This window comes from Luteimonas sp. gir, from assembly GCF_037198055.1.
In the GTDB taxonomy this organism is placed as follows: domain Bacteria; phylum Pseudomonadota; class Gammaproteobacteria; order Xanthomonadales; family Xanthomonadaceae; genus Luteimonas; species Luteimonas citri_A.
This window is the reverse complement of the sequence record NZ_JBBAXQ010000004.1, coordinates 59503-77539: the sequence shown is the minus strand read 5'-3', so window position 1 is coordinate 77539 and position 18037 is coordinate 59503. Positions and strand designations below refer to the sequence as shown.

Here is an 18037-nt window from a genome sequence, read left to right as displayed (position 1 = left end):
GTCAGAGTCGAATTTCCCCGATCGCCACCAGGCGAGGGACATCCTGTTAGAAATTCGACTCTGACCCCGGTTTTTGGTTTCGGGCCCTGGTTTCGTCAGGTGTCCCAGCGGCGCAGGGCGAGGCTGGCGTTGGTACCGCCGAAGCCGAAGCTGTTCGACAGTACGGTGCGCAGCTGGGCGGGGCGGCTTTCGCGGACCAGCGGCAGGCCTTCGGCTTCGGGGTCGAGGGTGTCGATGTTGATCGAGCCGGCGATGAAGCCGCGTTCGAGCATCAGCAGGCAGAAGATCGCTTCATGCACGCTGGTCGCGCCGAGCGAGTGGCCGGTCAGCGACTTGGTCGACGAGAACGGCGGCATCGCCTCGCCGAACACCGTACGCATCGCACGCAGTTCGCTGACATCGCCGACCGGCGTCGAGGTGCCGTGGGTGTTGATGTAGTCGATGCTGCCGTCGAGGCTATCGATCGCCATGCGCATGCAGGCGATCGCGCCGTCGCCGGAAGGCGCGACCATGTCGACGCCGTCGGAGCTGGCGCCGAAGCCGACCAGTTCGCCGAGGATCGTCGCGCCGCGCGCCTGCGCGTGCTCCAGGCTCTCGAGCACCAGCGCGCCACCGCCGCCGGCGATCACGAACCCGTCGCGATCGGCGTCGTACGGCCGCGAGGCGCGGGTCGGCGTGTCGTTGTAGCGGCTCGACAGCGCGCCCATGCCGTCGAACAGCATCGCCATGCCCCAGTGCGCCTCCTCGCCGCCGCCGGCGAAGACCACGTCCTGCAGGCCGGCCTGGATCTGCTGCGCGGCCACGCCGATGCAGTGCGCCGAGGTCGCGCAGGCCGAGGAGATCGAGTAGTTGAGGCCCTTGATGCCGAATGCAGTGGCCAGGCACGCCGAGACCGTGGAGTTCATCGTGCGTGTGACCTGATATGGGCCAATCCGGCGCACGCCCTTGTCGCGCAGCACGTCGGCCGAACCAATCAGGTTTTCCGGCGAACCGCCGCCCGAGCCCATGATCAGGCCGGTGCGCGGGCCGGAGATCGCGTCGTCGGCCAGACCCGATTGCGCGATCGCGTCACGCAGCGCCAGATAGGCGTAGCCGGCGGCATCGCCCATGAAGCGGCGCAGCTTGCGGTCGATCAGCGCGTCGAGGTCGACATCGGGCATGCCAGAGACCTGGCTGCGCAGGCCTTGTTCGGCATGGCCGGCGTCGAAGGCGATGCCCGAGCAGCCCTCGCGCAGCGAGGCGGCGACGGTGTCGAGATCGTTGCCGATGCACGAGACGATGCCCGCGCCGGTGATCACGACGCGGCGTGCGGTCGGATTCAGGCTCATGCGGCCTCGTCGCGCATGAACAGCCCCACGCGCAGGTCGCTGGCGGTGTAGATCTCGCGTCCGTCGACGAGCATGCGCGCATCGCCGATGCCCAGGATCAAGCGCCGCTTGATCACGCGCTTGATGTCGATCTCGTAGCGCACCAGCTTGGCGTCGGGGCCGACTTCGCCGGTGAACTTGACCTCGCCCACACCCAGCGCCCGGCCGCGGCCGGGCAGTTGCTGCCACGTCAGGTAGAAGCCGACCAATTGCCACATCGCATCCAGGCCCAGGCAGCCGGGCATCACCGGATCGCCCTGGAAGTGGCACTGGAAGAACCACAGGTCCGGGCGCACGTCGAGCTCGGCGTGGATCTGGCCCAGCCCGTGTGCACCGCCATCGTCGTCGATGTGGGTGATGCGGTCGAACATCAGCATCGGCGGCAGCGGCAGGCGGCCGCTGCCCGGCGCGAACAGCCGGCCCTCGCCAGAGGCGATCAGTTGTTCGTAGCTGAAAGAATCCTTCATCGACGCGTGGACCGGGGAAGTGAGGCGGACGGCGATTATTGCGGAATGCGTGCGGCATTGCCCGTACGCACGGGTACGCTGAATGGGCCTTCGCGTCGATGCGGGGTAGAATCGAACGCGTGTCCACGCCCTCGATGTCCGCCACCGTGTCGCCATCTCCGCAGGGGTTCGCCCTGCCGTCGCCGCCTGCCGGGGTGGTGTTCGACATGGACGGCCTGATGCTCGAAAGCGAGCGCGAAATCCTCGATTGCATGCGTCTGGCGGCCGCCGAGCAGGCGCAGGACATCGAGCCCGATTACTGGCGCGCGATGATCGGCCACAGCGACAGCATCTGCCGCGCACGTCTGGTCGAACGCATCGGCGAACCGGCTGCGGCTGCGCTGTTTGGTCGCAGTCAGGCCTTGTATCTGGCGCGGGCCGAAGCCGGGATCGCGCATCGTCCGGGCATCGTCGCGTTGCTGGATCTGCTGGCCGAGCGCGGCATTCCGCGCGCGGTCGCAACCTCCACGCGGGCGCCATTGGCGCAGCGCAAGCTCGCCGCCGCCGGTCTGCTGCGGTACTTCGATGCGGTGTGCACCAGCAGCGATGTCGCCCATCCCAAGCCGGCGCCGGATGTCTACCTGCTCGCGGCCGAGCGGCTGGGCGTGTCGCCGGCACGGTGCCTGGCGTTGGAGGATTCGCCGACCGGCGTGCGCGCCGCGCTTGCGGCCGGCATGACCACGATCCAGGTGCCCGACCTGCTGCTGCCCGACGACACGGTGCGGGCACTCGGTCATCACATCGTCGATTCGCTCGACCAGGTCCGCGCGCTGATCGAGGCCGCGCGCTAGCATCGCGGCCACTGCGGCGTTACGGCACGTCGTGCCAGGTCACATCCATCTGACGCGCTGTGCGTACAGCCAGGTCGCGACCGGCGAGCCGCGCGACCAGGTGCAGGCTCATGTCGATACCGGCGGCGATGCCGGCCGACGTGACGACAGCGCCCTCGTCGATCCAACGCACGTCCGCGCGCACGTCGACGTCGCGGTGGCGCGCGCGCAGGGCGTCGAGGTCTTCCCAATGCGTCGTCGCCGCGCGGCCCGAGAGCAGGCCGGCCTCGGCCAGCAGGAACGCGCCGGTGCACACCGAGGCGACGATCCCGGCCTCGTCGGCGCGCGCGCGGATCCAGTCGATCGTGCGCGCGTCGGCGAGCTCGGCATCGACCACGCCGCCGGGCACCAGCAGCACGTCGACCCGCGGGCAGTCGGCGAAGCCGTGATCGGGCAGCACCCGCAGCCCTGCGCGTGCGCGGACCGGTGCGGCCTCGCGTGCGACGGTGAATACCGCGAACGGCGGCGGGGCCGTGGGGCGCAGGCGCGAGGCGACCCGGCTCGCGGTCGCGAAGACCTCGAACGGCCCGGCGAAGTCGAGCACCTCGACCTCGGGATAGAGGTGGATCGCAACCGCCTGCGTCTGCGACGCGCGGTCAGCGATGGACATCGTCATCGTCCTGCGGCTCGTCGGCGTGCGCGAGCATGTCGACCAGCATGTCGCGGATATGCGCATCGGCGGTCGCGTAGAACACCTGGCGTTGGCGCCGTTCGCCGCGCACCAGTCGCGCGCCGCGCAGCAGGCGCAAGTGATGGCTGACCAGCGGCTGCGAGGCGCCGGTCCGACGGGCGATCTCACCGACCGGCACCGGGCCGTCGAGACAGGTCAGCAACACGCGCAACCGGGTCGGGTCGCCGAGCAGGCGGAAGGTGCCGGCAAGGATCTCGACATGCTCTGAATCGTGCGGGGGCTCGACTTCGGGCGCAGACGTGCTCAATGCGGGCCTCCCGGCTTCGCTGCACCCGGGATGCGATCAGCGGCATCAGCATCGTCGTGGTCGTGGTCGTGGTCGTGGTCGTCGTCGTCGTCGTCGTCGTCGTGCGTGTGCGCGTGGCCATGCGATGCCCGATGGCCGGACTCCAGCGCGCAGGCATCGTGCAGCGCGTGCACGACCTCGACCGTCGTGTGGCCGATCGAGAACCGGTCGGCCAGCGCGCGCTTGACCGCCGGCACCACACGCGACGCCGGCGCGTCCTCGTCGAGGGCGAGTTCGAGTGTCGCTAGCACCCGGCCCGAGGTGATCGACCACACATGCACGTGGTCGACGCCGGCCACGCCCGGCACCTGCTCGCGCAGATGCGCGCGCAGCGCATCGATGTCGATGTCCGGCGGCGTGGCTTCCATCAGGATGTCGAAGGCGCCACGTAGAAGCGCCCAGGCACTGCGCAGGATCAGCAGGCAGACCAGCACCGAGAGGATCGGGTCGATCGGCATCCAGCCGGTGAAGTGGATCACCAGCGCAGCGACGATCGCGGCCACCGAACCGAGCAGGTCGCCGAGCACGTGCAGCGTCGCGCCCTTGATGTTGACGTGCGACTGGTCGCCGCGATGCAGGATCCAGAACACCAGACAGTTGATCAGCAGGCCGACGACCGCGACCGCCAGCATCGGCCCGGCGAGCACCTCGCCCGGATGCCGCAGGCGCTGCACAGCCTCCCAGGCGATCCACAGCACCAGCGCGAACAGCGTGATCGCATTGATCAGCCCGGCCAGCACTTCGATGCGCATGTAGCCGAAGGTGCGCCGTGCGTCCGAGGCCCGGCGGCCGATGCGGAAGCCCAGCCAGGCGAGCAGCAGCGCCGCGGCGTCGGTGAGCATGTGCCCGGCGTCGGCGATCAGCGCCAGTGAACCCGACAGGACCCCGCCGACCATCTCGACCACCATGAAACTGGCGGTCAACGCGAAGCCGGTCAGGACGGCGCGTTCGTTCGCGGCCGAGACCGACGGGGCATGCGCGTGATCATGGTCGTGCGCATGGGCATGCGCCTTGTGCGCAGTGGGGTCGTGGGCGTGCGACATCGGGAGAATGGGGGGTGTGAAAGTGTCGACATATAAGCATGTATTTATGGTTTGAGGAAGTGCCGGCGCACGCCTGCCGTCGAGCGGCGAGAATGGCGACATGACCGTTGACTCTCCTTCTCCTGACGCGCCGTTGCCCGAGTCGCCGGTCGTGGGCATCGTCGGCAGCGCCGGCGCCTACGGCCGCTGGCTGCGCGGGTTCTTCGCCGCGCGCATGGGGCTGCAGGTGCTCGGCCACGACCCCGCGGACCCGGCCAGCGATGCGCCCGAGGCGCTGCTCGCGGCGGCGGACGTGCTGGTGTTCGCCGCGCCGATCCGCACGACCGCGACCGTCGTCGCCGATTGGACCGCGCGTTCGGCCGGGCGTGAGCGTGGGCGGCTGTGGCTCGACGTGACCTCGCTCAAGCAGGCGCCGGTCGCGGCGATGCTGCGCGCCCAGGCCGAGGTCGTCGGCCTGCACCCGATGACCGCGCCGCCCAAGTCGCCGACGCTGCGCGGCCGCGTACTCGTGGTCTGCGAGGCGCGTCTGGCGCGCTGGCGGCCGTGGGTCGCGCGCCTGCTCGCGGCGCTCGAGGGCCAGGTGGTGCATGCCGAGGCCGAGCGCCACGACCGGATCATGGCGCTGGTGCAGGCGCTGGTGCACGCCGGGCATCTGGCCCAGGCCGGCGTGCTGCTCGACCAGGCGCCCGACGGCGGCGGATTGGCGGCCCTGCTGCCGTTCCGGTCGGCCTCGTTCGAGCTCGATGCGGCGATGATCGCGCGGATCCTGTCGATGAACCCGGCGATCTACGAAGACATCCAGTTCGACAATCCGCACGTGGTCGGCGTGCTGGCCGACCTGGCCGCGCGCACGGCGCAACTGCATGGCCTGGTGGCGCGCGGCGACGAGGCCGCACGCGCGCAGTTCCGCGCGTTGCTCGAGACGCAGCGCCAGGCGCTGGGCGCAGCGGCGCTTGAACAGGGGAACTACGCCTTCGAGCGTGTCGGTTATCTGCTGGCCGATCTTGCCGGCGACCGGTTCGTCAGCGTGCACCTGCCGCTGGACCGGCCGGGCTCGTTGCGCGCGCTGTTGCACGTGTTCGAGCGGCACGGCGTGAACCTGGGATCGATCCATTCCTCGCGCACGCCGGGCGGCGACTTGCATTTCCGCATTGGGCTGCTGGCCGGCTGCGATGGCGACGCGCTCGCGGCCGCGACCCGGGAGATCGACGCCAGCGGCATCGGCCGGGTGATCGAGCGCGGCTGACGCTCAGGGGCGGCGCAAGGCGGCCCAGCCGTCCGGTCCGAGCCGTTCGAGCGTGGCGATGTTGCGTTCGACGATCGCATCGGGGTCGGGATAGATCGCCACCGCGCGCTCGACGCTGTCCTCGCGCAGTAGATGCAACGTGGGGTAGGGCGAACGGTTGGTGCAGTGGCCGATGTCGTCGTCGGGTGCGTCGGCGAAGCGGTAGTCAGGATGGAAGCTGGCGACCTGCAGCACGCCGTCGAGGTCGAGCGATTCGACCAGGGCATCGGCCGCGTCCAGGAAGTCGTTGTAATCGAGGAAGTCCTGCAACACGTGCGGATGGACCAGCAGCGTGGTGTCGGTGGTCTGCGCCGGCGTGTCGCGCAGGTGGAGCAGTTCCTCGGCCAGGCGTTCGAGCAGGGCCTCGGGCGTGGTCGCCTCGCACAGCACCAGCCGCACCTGATCCTTGACGTACACCGCCTTGGCGAACGGGCACAGGTTCAGCCCGATCACCGCGCGCTCGACCCAGCGGCGGGTGGCGGTCAGCGGGTCGTCGGCGGTGGGCGCGTCGGGGAGCTGGGCGGTCACGGACAATCGGCGGCGCGGACGGGCGCGCAGTCTAGACCAGCCGGCATGCCGCAATTGGTATGTTATAAAATAACCTGTTCAGCCGTTGCGATTTGCCATGCCCGTTCCCGTCTCTCCGCCTCGTCCGCGCCTGGTCCAGATCGATCTGCTGCGCGGCCTGGTCATGCTGTTGATGTTGCTCGACCACGTCCGCGAAACATTCTTCCTGCACGTGCAGATGGCCGATCCGGTGGACATCGATCAGGTGCCGCCGTTGCTGTTCGGCTTCCGCCTGCTCGCGCATCTGTGCGCGCCGGTGTTCGTGTTCCTGACCGGGCTGTCGGCCTGGCTCTACGGCCAGCGCCAGGGGAACCCACGTGCGGCGACCGCGGCGTTTCTGTTCAAACGTGGCCTGTTCCTGGTGCTGCTGGAAGTGACGCTGGTCAACTTCGCCTGGACGTTCGAGTTCCCGCCGCAGACGTTGTATCTGCAGGTGATCTGGGCGATCGGCCTGTCGATGCTCGCGCTCTCGGCGCTGCTGTGGCTGCCGCGTCCGGTGCTGGCCGCACTCGGCCTGGCCCTGGTGGCCGGGCACAACCTGCTCGACGGCGTACGCGTGGACGGCGCCTGGTCCGGGGTGTGGGCGGTGCTGCACCAGCGCGCCTGGCTCGAGCCGATCGAGGGCCTGCGGGTGCGCACCTCGTACCCAGTGCTGCCGTGGATCGGGGTGATCGCACTCGGCTATGCCGCTGGCCCGTGGTTTTCGGCCGGCTTCGATCCCGTGCGCCGCCAGCGGCGGCTGCTGGCCTGGGGTGTGGGGGCGCTGGCGGCGTTCGCCGTGCTGCGGCTGGTCAACGGCTATGGCGATGCGCCCTGGCGCCTCGGCGAGGACGGGCTGCGCACGGCGATGAGCCTGGTCAATGTCACCAAGTACCCGCCGTCGCTGCTGTTCCTGTGCCTGACCCTGGGTGTGGGCCTGTTGCTGCTGCGGCTGTTCGAGCGGCCGACGCTGGCCCGGCGGCTGGCGCCGGTGGCGACCTACGGCGCGGCGCCGATGTTCTTCTACCTGCTGCACCTGTACGTGCTGAAGCTGCTGTACCTGGCGGCGGTCGCCGTGTGGGGTCACAACCAGGGCGCGGTCTTCGGCTTCGGTGCGCCGGCGTGGTTGCTGCCGGTCGCGGCGGCGCTGGCGCTGGCGCTGTATCCGGCCGTGCGCGGGTTCGCCGCGCTCAAGGCGCGGCGCCGGGACTGGGCGTGGCTGCGCTACTTCTAGAACGCGGCGCTCAGTCGCGGAAGTTGTCGAACTGCAGCGGCAGTTCGAACTCGGTACCGCGCAGCAATGCGATCGCCGCCTGCAGGTCGTCGCGCTTCTTGCCGGTCACGCGCAGCTTGTCGCCGTTGATCTGGCTGTCGACCTTGAGCTTGGCGGTCTTGAGCGTGGTCTGGATCTTCTTGGCCAGGTCGCGTTCGATGCCCTGCTTGACCGTGACCTTCTGCCGGGCGCCGGCGAGGTTGGTGTCGATGTCGCCGAACTCCAGACAGCGCACATCGATCTTCCGCGCGGCCAGGCGCTGACGCAGGATCTCGGTCATCTGCTGGAGCTGGAATTCGCTCGGGGCCGACTGGGTGATCACCGCATCTTCGCGCTCGAACGAGGCCTCCACGCCCTTGAAATCGAAACGCGTCGTCAGTTCGCGGTTGGCCTGGTCGACCGCGTTGGTCAGTTCATGGGTGTCGACTTCGGAGACGACGTCGAAAGACGGCATGGGGCACCTGGCTGTAGGGAAACGGCCCGCAGGGTAACGCAGCCGGCGTGGAACGTTGCATCGCGCGCTCGCCGCGTCCTGCTCGCCGCGCGCGCGCGACAATGGCGGCCTCCCCCGCTGTTGCAGACCACCGTCATGTTCGAGACCCCTGCCTACGCCGCCGCAGACGCCACCGCGCCGCTCGCGCCCACCACGATCCAGCGCCGCCCGCCCGGCCCGTCCGAGGTGCTGATCGACATCCTCTACTGCGGCGTCTGCCACTCCGACCTGCACCAGGTCCGCGACGAGTGGGGTGGGGCGATGTTCCCGATGGTGCCCGGCCACGAGATCGTCGGCCGCATCGCCCAGGTCGGCAGCGCGGTGACCGCGTTCTCGGTCGGCGACGCGGTGGGCGTCGGTTGCTTCGTCGACTCGTGCCGGACCTGCCCGCAGTGTCGCGCAGGCGAGGAGCAGTTCTGCGATGAGGGCATGACCGCCACCTACAACGCGATGGCGCGTGATGGCAGCGGGCCGACCTACGGTGGCTACTCGACCCGGATCACGGTCGATACGGCCTATGTGCTGCGCATTCCCGACGCGCTGCCGCTCGATGCCGCCGCGCCGCTGCTGTGCGCGGGCATCACCACGTATTCGCCGCTGCGGCACTTCGGCGTCGCGCCCGGCGACGAGGTCGCGGTCGTCGGTCTGGGCGGTCTGGGCCACATGGCAGTCAAGTTCGCGGTCGCGATGGGCGCGCGGGTGACGGTGCTGAGCAGTTCGGAATCCAAGCGCGCCGACGCGCTGGCGCTCGGTGCGCACGCGTTCGCCGCCACGCGCGACAAGGGCACGTTCAAGGCGTTGGCCAAGTCGTTCGACTTCATCGTCGACAGCGTGTCGGCCGAGCACGACTACAACGCGTACCTGTCGCTGCTGCGCGTCGACGGCACGATGATTCTGCTCGGCATTCCCGAGGTGCCGGCGCCGGTCGCGGCCGGCGCGTTGATCATGCAGCGCCGGCGCCTGGCCGGTTCGCTGATCGGCGGTATCCGCGAGACTCAGGAGATGCTCGAGTTCTGCGCCGAGCACGGCATCGTGTCCGACATCGAGCGCATCGGCATCGCCGACATCGAGACCGCCTACGCGCGCATGCGCAAGGGCGATGTACGCTACCGCTTCGTCATCGATATCGAGACGCTGCGGCGCTGAAGACCCGTGCGCGCCGGATGCCCGGCGCGTGCTTCCATGCGAGGATGGACGCCCCCTGTTCATCCTTCGCGACCATGTCCCGTGCCGCTCCACCGACCGATGCCCGCGCCGCCGTGTGGTGGATGCTGCTGGCGGTGCTCGCGTTCGCGGGCATGGACGCGGGCATGAAGTGGATCGCCGAGGATTATTCGGCGTTCCAGGTCGCCACGTTCCGCAGCCTGACCACGCTGCCGCTGATCGCGGCGTGGATCGTGCTGCGCGGCCGCGGCGGCACGTTGTGGCGGATCCATTGGCCGCTGCACCTGCTGCGCGGTGTGCTTGGCGTGGGCATGATCGCCGGCTTCGTGTACGGACTGGCGCGCATGCCGCTGTCGACGGCGTATGCGATCGTGTTCGTCTCGCCACTGCTGGTCACCGCGCTGGCGGTGCCGCTGCTGGGCGAGCGGGTGGGCCCGCGCCGGTGGACGGCGATCGCGGTGGGCATCGTCGGCGTGCTGGTGGTGCTGCGCCCGACCGGCGAGGGTGTCGCCACGCTGGCCGGCCTGGCGGTGGTGCTCGGTGCGCTGTGCTACTCGGTCGCCTCGATCACCGTGCGCATCCTGGCCCAGCGCGACAGCCCCGAGTCGCTGGTGTTCTGGTTCCTGGTGCTGATGGCGGTCTTCGCCGGCCTGCTGGCCTGGCGCGACTGGCGGCCGCTGCAGACCGAGCACCTGGGCGTGCTGGCGCTGATCGGCAGCGCGGGCGCGTTGGGCCAGGTCGCGATGACCCATGCCTTCCGCCTGGGCGAGGCCAGCCAGGTCGCGCCGCTGGAGTACACCGCGCTGCTGTGGGTGATCGTGCTCGATCTCACGCTCTGGGGCGTGCTGCCGGACGCGCCGACCTGGCTGGGCGCGGCGATCATCGTCGCCAGCGGCTTGTACATGTTCCGCCGCGAGCGGGTGGTCGCCGACCCGCCGGTGCGCCACCCGGACGCGACCCCGCCACCCTGAGGGCGGCGGGCCGGAGCCGCCGACGCCGCAGCCACGCGGCGTGCCGCACACTGCCGCCATGCCCATCGTCCTGTTGATCCTGTTCGCCCTGGCGCTGTGCGCGGCGATGCTGCTGCTGTGGCCGCTGGCGCTGTGGAACCGCTATCGCGTCGGCACCTCGCGTCGGCGCCCGCCGCGCTGGTTGACCCGGCTCAATGCCTGGCTGCTGCCGGCCTCGGCATTGCTGTTTCTCGGCGCAATGGGGGTGACCCAATTGTTCGTCGCGCATGCGTTCGTCTATGCGGCGCTCGGCGTCCTCGCCGGGCTGGCGACCGGCGGCCTGGGTTGGGCGCTGACGCGGGTCGAGCACCGGCCCGGGGCGGTCTGGTACACACCCAACCGCTGGCTGGTGCTGGCATTGACGCTGGTCGTGGTCGCGCGGGTGATCGCGGGCATCTGGCAGGCCTGGGAGCGCTGGCAAGGCAACGTCGAGGTCCTGGCGGCCTGGGGGCCGCTCGGCGAACCGGCCGGGCTGTTCGCCGTCGCCGGGCTGGTGCTTGGCTACCACGCCGCCTACGCGGTGCTGCTGCAGTGGCGTCTGGGGCGTTGGCTCTGAGGCTTGCGGCGTTCGACCGTCTAGCGCAAGCCGGCGCGGTGCCGCGCGCACCGCCCGTGCGTCTCATCGCGGTGTACGGCGTCGGAGGCCGCGTCGCGCCGGCCGGTGCCGTGGGGAGCGACTTCGCCTGACGGTCAGCGTGGGCGCCTCCCGGGTACCGTGCCCAGTCGCGGCCCGATATCCGCTTGGTGGTCACGGCACCCGGCAGGCGCTGGACACGGATGCGACAGCGGACCCAAAAGCGGGTTAGACCACGAGGTAGAGGGCGCGCGACTTCTTCCAGCGTATTTGCAGCGATCCGAAGCCGGGTTGGCTACGTCCGCAGCAGCGGACTGACGGTCGGTGGCCGCGTTCAGCGCGCCATGGATGGCGCGCGCCCGAGTCAGGACAGGATGTCCTGACCGAGGGAGAGCGGCTTCCGGCCGGCAGGCTGCTGCCCATTCGAAGTGGAGTTCCTGCTTCCATTTCTGCGAGGGGATCAAAAAAACGGCCCCGCACAAGGCGGGGCCGCTGGGCACGTCTCTGGGAGAGAGAGGATCAGAAGCGTGCGCCGATACCGACACCCACGGTCCACGGGTCGAGCTTGAGATCGCGCTGCACCGTCTGGCCGGCCTGCTTGACGTCCGCACGGCTGCGCAGGTAGCGCGCATCGGCACGGGCGAACCAGGTGGAGTTGATGTTCATGTCGACGCCGACCGTGCCGATCGCGCCCTTGGGCGTGGTCAGGCTGACGTGGTCGCCGCCGCCGCCCAGGTCCTCGTTGCTGATGTTGGACTGGTGATAGCCCAGACCGACGAACGGGCGGAAGGTGTTGTCGACATCACCGAAGTGGTACTGGCCGCTCAGCGCGATGGGCTGCTGGTCGACATTGCCGATCTTGACGCCGTCCTGCTTGACGCGGTGATCGAACGAATCGAGCGCGCCCCACAGCTCGGCGCTGATGTTGTCGGTGAAGTTGTACGACACCGAAGCGGTCGGCGCCGGGCCGCCGTCGACCTTCAGCCCGTTGTTCCGCGCGCTGTCGTTGGTCGGTTGCAGCAGCGTCACGCCGCCGACGACCGAGAAGCGCTTGCCGGCCGCGGTATCGGCGTCCTGGGCGAAGGCCGCGGACGAGACCGCGAGCGAGGCCAGGGTGGCGAGGATCAGGCTGCGCTTGTTGAGGATGGACGCGTTCGGCTTCATGGGGGTTCTCCTGTACTTGGGTGCCGGCAGCGCAGACGCGCCGGCGGGATTCTCGCGGTCGGGACCGAAAGTCCCGTCGCGACCCTCCTCTTCGGGAAGGCGCGGCCATGCTGGCGCGGGCAACCTGAATCGGCGATTTGCGCTGTCTGAAGCGTTCCTGACGTTTCACAGCAGCTTCGGAAATCTGCGCAGCGCGTTCATCGCAAGACGCGTTGCCATGCGGGTTGGTATGGCAGTGCCGGGCAACATCGCGCCTGTACGGTAGACGAACGTCGTGGATGCGACGCAACGTTCCGCGACCGATGCCGGCACGCGATGCGACATCACAGCAGTTGGCGCCGGACCTGCGGGGCGCCACAATAGTGGGTCACGAGATGCCCGGAGGGCCGCATGGCCGACCTGAAAGAAGCGCGCGTTCCCGACATTGGCGGGTATGACGATGTCCCGGTGATCGAGGTGCTGGTCGCCGTCGGCGATACGGTGTCGGTCGACCAGGGCCTGGTCACGCTGGAATCGGACAAGGCCACGATGGAAGTGCCCTCGACCGTGGCCGGTGTGGTCCGGGAACTGAAGGTCAAGGTCGGCGACAGCCTGTCGGAAGGCAGCGTGGTCGCGCTCATCGAGGCCCAGGATGCCGCGGCCGATGCCCCTCCCCCGCAAGCGGGGGAGGTCGACGCGCGCCGCGCGTCGGGTGGGGGTGAAGCGCCCGCGCCGCAGGAGGCGCCGGCCAAGGCCGCCGACAAGCCGGCGGCCGAGAAGGCCGCGCCCGCTGCGAAGACCGAGGCGCCCAAGGCGCAGGCCGGCGGCGGTGGCGCGCAGGAATCGAAGGTGCCCGACATCGGCGGCTACGACGACGTGCCGGTGATCGAGGTGCTGGTGGCGGTCGGCGACACCGTGGCCAAGGACCAGGGCCTGGTCACGCTGGAATCGGACAAGGCGACGATGGAAGTGCCGGCGGCCGTCGCCGGCGTGATCAAGGAACTGAAGGTCAAGGTCGGCGACACCCTGTCGGAAGGCAGCGTGGTCGCGGTCATCGAGGCCGAAGGCGCCTCGGCCGATGCACCTCCCCCGCAAGCGGGGGAGGTCGACGCGCGCAGCGCGTCGGCTGGGGGCGGGGGCGCCGCACCTGCCAAGTCCAAGGACGACCCGGCCGCCGAGCCGGTCGCGCCGCAGACCAAGCCCGACCCGATCGCGCAGGCCTCGATGGACCATCGGCCGGCCGGCAGCGGCCAGCCGCCGGTGCGTTTCGATGCCGAGGCGATCCTGCCGGACAACGTGCCCTACGCCAGCCCCGCGGTGCGCCTGTTCGCACGCGAGCTCGGCGTCGATCTGGCCCAGGTGCGCGGAACCGCGCGCGCCGGGCGCATCACGCGCGAGGACGTGCAGCAGTTCGTCAAGAGCGTGCTGGCGGGCGGTGGCGCCACGAAGGCCGGTGCACCGGCCGCGGCCGGCGGCGGCCTGAACCTGCTGCCGTGGCCGAAGGTCGACTTCGCCAAGTTCGGCGAGATCGAGGTGCAGGAACTGGGCCGCATCCAGAAGATCTCGGCCGCCAACCTCGCGCGCAACTGGGCGATGATCCCGCACGTCACGCAGCACGATGATGCCGACATCACCGATCTCGAGGCGTTGCGCGTGCAGCTCAACAAGGAGAACGAGAAGGCCGGCATCAAGCTGACCATGCTCGCGTTCCTGATCAAGGCCTCGGTCGCGGTGCTCAAGCAGTACCCGCGCTTCAACAGTTCGCTCGATGCGGCCGGCGAGACGCTGACGCTCAAGAAGTACTTCCACATCGGCTTCGCTGCCGACACGCCCAACGGCCTGGTCGTGCCGGTGATCCGCGACGCCGACAAGAAGGGCGTGCTGGAGATCTCCCAGGAGATGTCGGCGCTGGCCAAGAAGGCGCGCGACGGCAAGCTCGGCCCGGCGGACATGCAGGGCGGGTGTTTCTCGATCAGTTCGCTGGGCGGGATCGGCGGCACCAGCTTCACGCCGATCGTCAATGCGCCGGAAGTGGCGATCCTGGGCGTGTCCAAGTCGGCGATCAAGCCGGTCTGGGACGGCAAGCAGTTCCAGCCGCGCCTGATCCTGCCGCTGTCCCTGTCCTACGATCACCGGGTCATCGACGGCGCTGCGGCCGCGCGCTTCACCGCGACGCTGGCGCAGTTGCTCGGCGATATGCGCCGGGTGCTGCTGTAACCGCCTGGTTGCCGGCATGAGCGATCCGTCCACGCGCGAGCGGGCGCGGTTGACGTTGCGCCATGCCGGCATCGCCGATATCCCGGCGATCGTTGCGCTGAGCGAGCGCGTCTACGGACGCGACAACGGCTACACGGCCGAGATGCTCAACGGTCAGATCGCGCAGTTTCCGCAAGGCGTGTTCGTGGCGTTCTACGACGGGGTCGCGGTCGGCTACTGCGGCACGTTCCGCATCGACGAGCGCACCGCGATGGCCCCACACCGCTGGCTGGAGATCTCCGGCGGCGGCTACGCCTCGCGGCACCTGTCGACCGGCGACTGGCTCTACGGCATGGAGGTCTGCGTCGATCCCGACCACCGCGGGCTGCGCATCGGCCGCCGGCTCTATGAGCTGCGCAAGCGGTTGTGCCAGGAGCTGCGGCTCAAGGGCATCGTGTTCGGCGGGCGCCTGCCGGGCTTCTCGCGCCGCGCCCGCGCCTATCGCGGCGACGTGCGCGCGTATGTGGCCGACGTGTGCGCCGGGCGCATCCGCGACCGGGCGCTGAGTTTCCAGCTGCGTAACGGCTTCGAGCTGATCGGCGTGCTGCCCGGCTATCTGCCGCAGGACACCGAGTCGGCCGGCTACGCCGCGCACCTGGTCTGGCGCAACCCCAAGATCGACCCGGATGCCGACCCGCGCGGCACCGCGCGCCCGCTGCCCGATTCGGTCCGCGTGGCGACGGTGCAATATCAGCAACGCCGCGTGGCCTCGTTCGAAGAGTTCGCCACCCAGGTCGAGTACTTCGTCGACATCGCCGCTGATTACCGCGCCGACTTCGTGGTCTTCCCCGAGCTTTTCACGCTGCAACTGCTGTCAGTGGAGAACAAGCCGCTGTCGCCGGTCGACTCGCTGCTGGCGCTCACCGGCTACACCGAGCGTTTCGCGCAGTTGCTGTGTGAACTGGCGGTGCGTCACAACATCAACATCATCGGCGGCTCGCATCCGACCCGGACCAGCGACGACGACGATGGCAAGGTGCGCAACATCTGCTACGTCGCGCTGCGCGACGGCTCGCTGCATACCCGCGACAAGCTGCATCCCACGCCCAACGAGCGCACATGGTGGGGCATCGGCGGCGGCGACAGCGCCCAGGCGATCATGACCGACTGCGGGCCGATCGGGGTGATGATCTGCTACGACAGCGAGTTCCCCGAACTCGGCCGGCACCTGGTCGACCAGGGCGCGATGATCCTGTTCGTGCCGTTCTGCACCGACACCCGCGAGGGTTACCTGCGGGTGCGTTACTGCTCGCAGGCGCGCGCGGTGGAGAACCAGTGCTACGTGGTGCTGTCGGGCAACGTCGGCAATCTGCCGGGCGTGAACAACTTCGACATCCAGTATGCGCAGAGCTGCATCCTCACGCCCTGCGATTTCCCGTTCGCGCGTGATGGCGTCGCCGCCGACACCACGCCCAATGTCGAGCAGGTGGCCTTCGCCGACCTGCGCCTCAACGATCTGACGGTCGCGCGCAACGACGGCACCGTGCAGAACCTCAACGACCGCCGCCATGACCTGTATACGCTGAGCTGGGCCCGGCGCCCGGCATCGCGCGTGGCGGTGCCAGAACAGACGCAACCCCCGGAGAACGCGTGATGGCCAAGACCCTGGAAGTGACAGTCCCCGACATCGGCGGCTACGACGACGTGCCGGTGATCGAGGTGCTGGTCGCCGTCGGCGATACGGTCGCCAAGGACCAGGGCCTGGTCACGCTGGAGTCGGACAAGGCGACGATGGAAGTGCCGTCCTCGCACGCGGGCGTGATCAAGGCGCTGAAGGTCAAGGTCGGCGACACCCTGTCGGAAGGCAGCGTGGTCGCGGTGATCGAAGCCGAGGGCGAGGCCGAAGGCGATGCCAAGTCGGCCGCGGGATCTGCCGACAAGGCGCCCGCACCCCAGCCCGCCCCTGCGAACGCGGGAGGGAGCAAGCGCGAGGCGCCGGGCAGCCAACCGCCGGTCGCGCGCTCGCATCGCGCCCCGGCCGAGCCCGAAGCGGTGAAGGCGGCGCCGTCGTCGGGCCGCAAGGCCGACGTGGAATGTCGCATCGTCGTGCTCGGCTCCGGCCCCGGCGGCTACACCGCCGCGTTCCGGGCTGCCGATCTCGAGCTCGACACCGTGTTGATCGAGCGGTACGACACGCTCGGCGGCGTCTGCCTCAACGTCGGCTGCATCCCGTCGAAGGCCCTGCTGCACGCGGCCGACGTCATCGACCAGGCGCAGCACGCCAGCGATTACGGCGTGGAGTTCGGTGCGCCAACGATCTCGCTCGACAAGCTGCGCAGCTACAAGGAGAAGGTGGTCGGCCAGCTGACCAAGGGCCTGGCCGGGATGGCCAAGCAGCGCAAGGTACGCGTGGTCGCCGGCACCGGCACCTTCGTGTCGCCGAACGAGATCGAAGTGGTCGCCCAGGACGGCAAGACCACGCTGGTGCGGTTCGAGCAGTGCATCATCGCCGCCGGCTCGCAGGCGCTCAAGCTCCCGGGCTTCCCCTGGGACGACCCGCGCGTGATGGATTCGACCGACGCGCTGGAACTGGCCGAGGTGCCCAAGCAGTTGCTGGTCGTGGGCGGCGGCATCATCGGCCTGGAGATGGCCACGGTGTACCGCGCACTGGGCGCGCAGGTCACCGTGGTCGAGCTCGCCGACCAGTTGATGCCCGGTGCCGACAAGGATCTGGTCAAGCCGCTGGCCGACCGGCTCAAGAAGCAGGGCGTGTCGGTGCATCTGAAGACCAAGGTCGTCGAGGCCAAGCCGGAGAAAGCCGGCATCGTCGTTGCGTTCGACGGCGAGAGCATTCCCGACACGACGCTGTACGACCGCGTGCTGGTCGCCGTCGGCCGCTCGCCCAACGGCGCCAAGATCGGTGCCGACAAAGCAGGCGTGCGCGTGGGTGAGCGCGGTTTCATCCAGGTCGATGCGCAGATGCGCACCAACGTGCCGCATATCTTCGCGATCGGCGATCTGGTCGGCCAGCCGATGCTGGCCCACAAGGCCACGCACGAAGGCAAGCTCGCGGCCGAGGTCGCTGCGGGCGAGAAGAAGGAATGGGTCGCGCGGGTGATCCCGTCGGTGGCCTACACCGATCCGGAGATCGCCTGGGTCGGCATCACCGAGACCGAAGCCAAGGCCAAGGGCCTGAAGGTGGGCGTGGGCAAGTTCCCGTGGGCGGCCAGCGGCCGCGCGATCGGCCTGGGCCGGACCGAGGGCTTCACCAAGCTGGTGTTCGACGAGGCCACCCACCGGATCGTCGGTGCCGGCATCGTCGGCGTGCATGCCGGCGATCTGATCGCCGAAGCTGCGTTGGCGATCGAGATGGGGGCCGAGGTCGCCGATATCGGCCACACGATCCATCCCCATCCCACGCTCAGCGAATCGGTGGCGATGGCCGCCGAGGTCTACGACGGCACGATCACCGATCTCTACCTGCCCAAGCGCAAGTAGTCGCCCACCGCGGCCGATGCCGCGCATGCCGGTCCATTGCTGGGCCGGCAAGCCGCCGGTGCCGTCGAAAGACGGTGCCATGCATCGTCGGCGTGCAGTGTCCTGCGCGGTCTGCGCGAGGTCCGTGCCGGC

At 69.5% G+C, this 18037-nt stretch carries 17 protein-coding genes; 9 read left to right on the top strand and 8 right to left on the bottom strand.

The window, feature by feature from the left end; translation table 11 throughout:
• Positions 1 to 95: 95 nt before the first annotated feature.
• Both fabB and fabA read right to left on the bottom strand, forming a co-directional pair.
• Entirely contained in the window at positions 96 to 1328 is a 1233-nt protein-coding gene (gene fabB, locus WAF18_RS08020; RefSeq protein WP_337244627.1) for a beta-ketoacyl-ACP synthase I, read from the bottom strand.
• Positions 1325 to 1834, bottom strand: coding sequence for a 3-hydroxyacyl-[acyl-carrier-protein] dehydratase FabA (gene fabA, locus WAF18_RS08015; protein WP_183427137.1), 510 nt, complete (start codon positions 1832 to 1834; stop codon positions 1325 to 1327). The genes fabB and fabA overlap by 4 nt, the downstream gene beginning before the upstream one ends.
• A 134-nt stretch (positions 1835 to 1968) precedes the next feature.
• On the opposite strand from fabA, the gene WAF18_RS08010 reads away from it, so the two are divergent.
• Entirely contained in the window at positions 1969 to 2664 is a 696-nt protein-coding gene (locus tag WAF18_RS08010) for an HAD family phosphatase (protein WP_337244742.1), read from the top strand.
• Between the two features lie 19 nt (positions 2665 to 2683).
• Here WAF18_RS08010 and WAF18_RS08005 read toward each other — a convergent pair whose 3' ends face one another.
• Genes WAF18_RS08005 through WAF18_RS07995 form a run of 3 tightly spaced genes read right to left on the bottom strand, consistent with a single transcriptional unit; the run spans position 2684 to position 4723 of the window.
• Entirely contained in the window at positions 2684 to 3313 is a 630-nt protein-coding gene (locus tag WAF18_RS08005) for a DJ-1/PfpI family protein (protein ID WP_337244626.1), read from the bottom strand.
• Entirely contained in the window at positions 3300 to 3641 is a 342-nt protein-coding gene (locus WAF18_RS08000) for a metalloregulator ArsR/SmtB family transcription factor (protein ID WP_337244625.1), read from the bottom strand. The genes WAF18_RS08005 and WAF18_RS08000 overlap by 14 nt, the downstream gene beginning before the upstream one ends.
• Positions 3638 to 4723 (bottom strand): cation diffusion facilitator family transporter, encoded by a 1086-nt coding sequence (locus tag WAF18_RS07995; RefSeq protein WP_337244624.1) that lies wholly within the window; start codon positions 4721 to 4723, stop codon positions 3638 to 3640. The genes WAF18_RS08000 and WAF18_RS07995 overlap by 4 nt, the downstream gene beginning before the upstream one ends.
• Before the next feature lie 100 nt (positions 4724 to 4823).
• Here WAF18_RS07995 and WAF18_RS07990 point away from each other — a divergent pair, with 100 nt between their 5' ends.
• Entirely contained in the window at positions 4824 to 5969 is a 1146-nt protein-coding gene (locus WAF18_RS07990; RefSeq protein WP_337244623.1) for a prephenate dehydrogenase, read from the top strand.
• Between the two features lie 3 nt (positions 5970 to 5972).
• Here the strand turns inward: WAF18_RS07990 and WAF18_RS07985 are convergent, their stop codons facing one another.
• Positions 5973 to 6536, bottom strand: a complete 564-nt coding sequence (locus WAF18_RS07985; RefSeq protein WP_337244622.1) for a DUF1415 domain-containing protein — start codon at positions 6534 to 6536, stop codon at positions 5973 to 5975.
• 97 nt (positions 6537 to 6633) lie between these two features.
• Between WAF18_RS07985 and WAF18_RS07980 the strand changes: the two genes are divergently transcribed.
• The gene (locus tag WAF18_RS07980) at positions 6634 to 7788 is read left to right on the top strand and encodes a heparan-alpha-glucosaminide N-acetyltransferase domain-containing protein (protein WP_337244621.1); all 1155 of its coding nucleotides are present in this window, start codon (positions 6634 to 6636) and stop codon (positions 7786 to 7788) included.
• A gap of 10 nt (positions 7789 to 7798) precedes the next feature.
• Here the strand turns inward: WAF18_RS07980 and WAF18_RS07975 are convergent, their stop codons facing one another.
• Complete coding sequence (locus WAF18_RS07975) at positions 7799 to 8281, bottom strand: YajQ family cyclic di-GMP-binding protein (protein WP_337244620.1); 483 nt, start codon at positions 8279 to 8281, stop codon at positions 7799 to 7801.
• A gap of 135 nt (positions 8282 to 8416) precedes the next feature.
• On the opposite strand from WAF18_RS07975, the gene WAF18_RS07970 reads away from it, so the two are divergent.
• The 3 genes from WAF18_RS07970 to WAF18_RS07960 all read left to right on the top strand — a co-directional run bounded on the left by WAF18_RS07970 (position 8417) and on the right by WAF18_RS07960 (position 11050).
• Positions 8417 to 9466, top strand: a complete 1050-nt coding sequence (locus tag WAF18_RS07970; RefSeq protein WP_337244619.1) for an NAD(P)-dependent alcohol dehydrogenase — start codon at positions 8417 to 8419, stop codon at positions 9464 to 9466.
• A 74-nt stretch (positions 9467 to 9540) separates the two neighbouring features.
• The gene (locus WAF18_RS07965) at positions 9541 to 10455 is read left to right on the top strand and encodes a DMT family transporter (protein WP_183427128.1); all 915 of its coding nucleotides are present in this window, start codon (positions 9541 to 9543) and stop codon (positions 10453 to 10455) included.
• A 58-nt stretch (positions 10456 to 10513) separates the two neighbouring features.
• The gene (locus WAF18_RS07960; protein ID WP_337244618.1) at positions 10514 to 11050 is read left to right on the top strand and encodes a DUF1453 domain-containing protein; all 537 of its coding nucleotides are present in this window, start codon (positions 10514 to 10516) and stop codon (positions 11048 to 11050) included.
• Positions 11051 to 11587: 537 nt separating this feature from the next.
• Here the strand turns inward: WAF18_RS07960 and WAF18_RS07955 are convergent.
• Positions 11588 to 12232 (bottom strand): OmpW family outer membrane protein, encoded by a 645-nt coding sequence (locus WAF18_RS07955; RefSeq protein WP_183427126.1) that lies wholly within the window; start codon positions 12230 to 12232, stop codon positions 11588 to 11590.
• A 390-nt stretch (positions 12233 to 12622) separates the two neighbouring features.
• On the opposite strand from WAF18_RS07955, the gene aceF reads away from it, so the two are divergent.
• Genes aceF through lpdA form a run of 3 tightly spaced genes read left to right on the top strand, consistent with a single transcriptional unit; the run spans position 12623 to position 17905 of the window.
• Positions 12623 to 14428, top strand: a complete 1806-nt coding sequence (gene aceF / locus WAF18_RS07950) for a dihydrolipoyllysine-residue acetyltransferase (RefSeq protein ID WP_337244617.1) — start codon at positions 12623 to 12625, stop codon at positions 14426 to 14428.
• 16 nt (positions 14429 to 14444) lie between these two features.
• Positions 14445 to 16061, top strand: coding sequence for a bifunctional GNAT family N-acetyltransferase/carbon-nitrogen hydrolase family protein (locus WAF18_RS07945; protein WP_183427124.1), 1617 nt, complete (start codon positions 14445 to 14447; stop codon positions 16059 to 16061).
• Complete coding sequence (gene lpdA / locus WAF18_RS07940; protein ID WP_337244616.1) at positions 16061 to 17905, top strand: dihydrolipoyl dehydrogenase; 1845 nt, start codon at positions 16061 to 16063, stop codon at positions 17903 to 17905. The genes WAF18_RS07945 and lpdA overlap by 1 nt, the downstream gene beginning before the upstream one ends.
• The last annotated feature ends 132 nt before the right edge of the window (positions 17906 to 18037 follow it).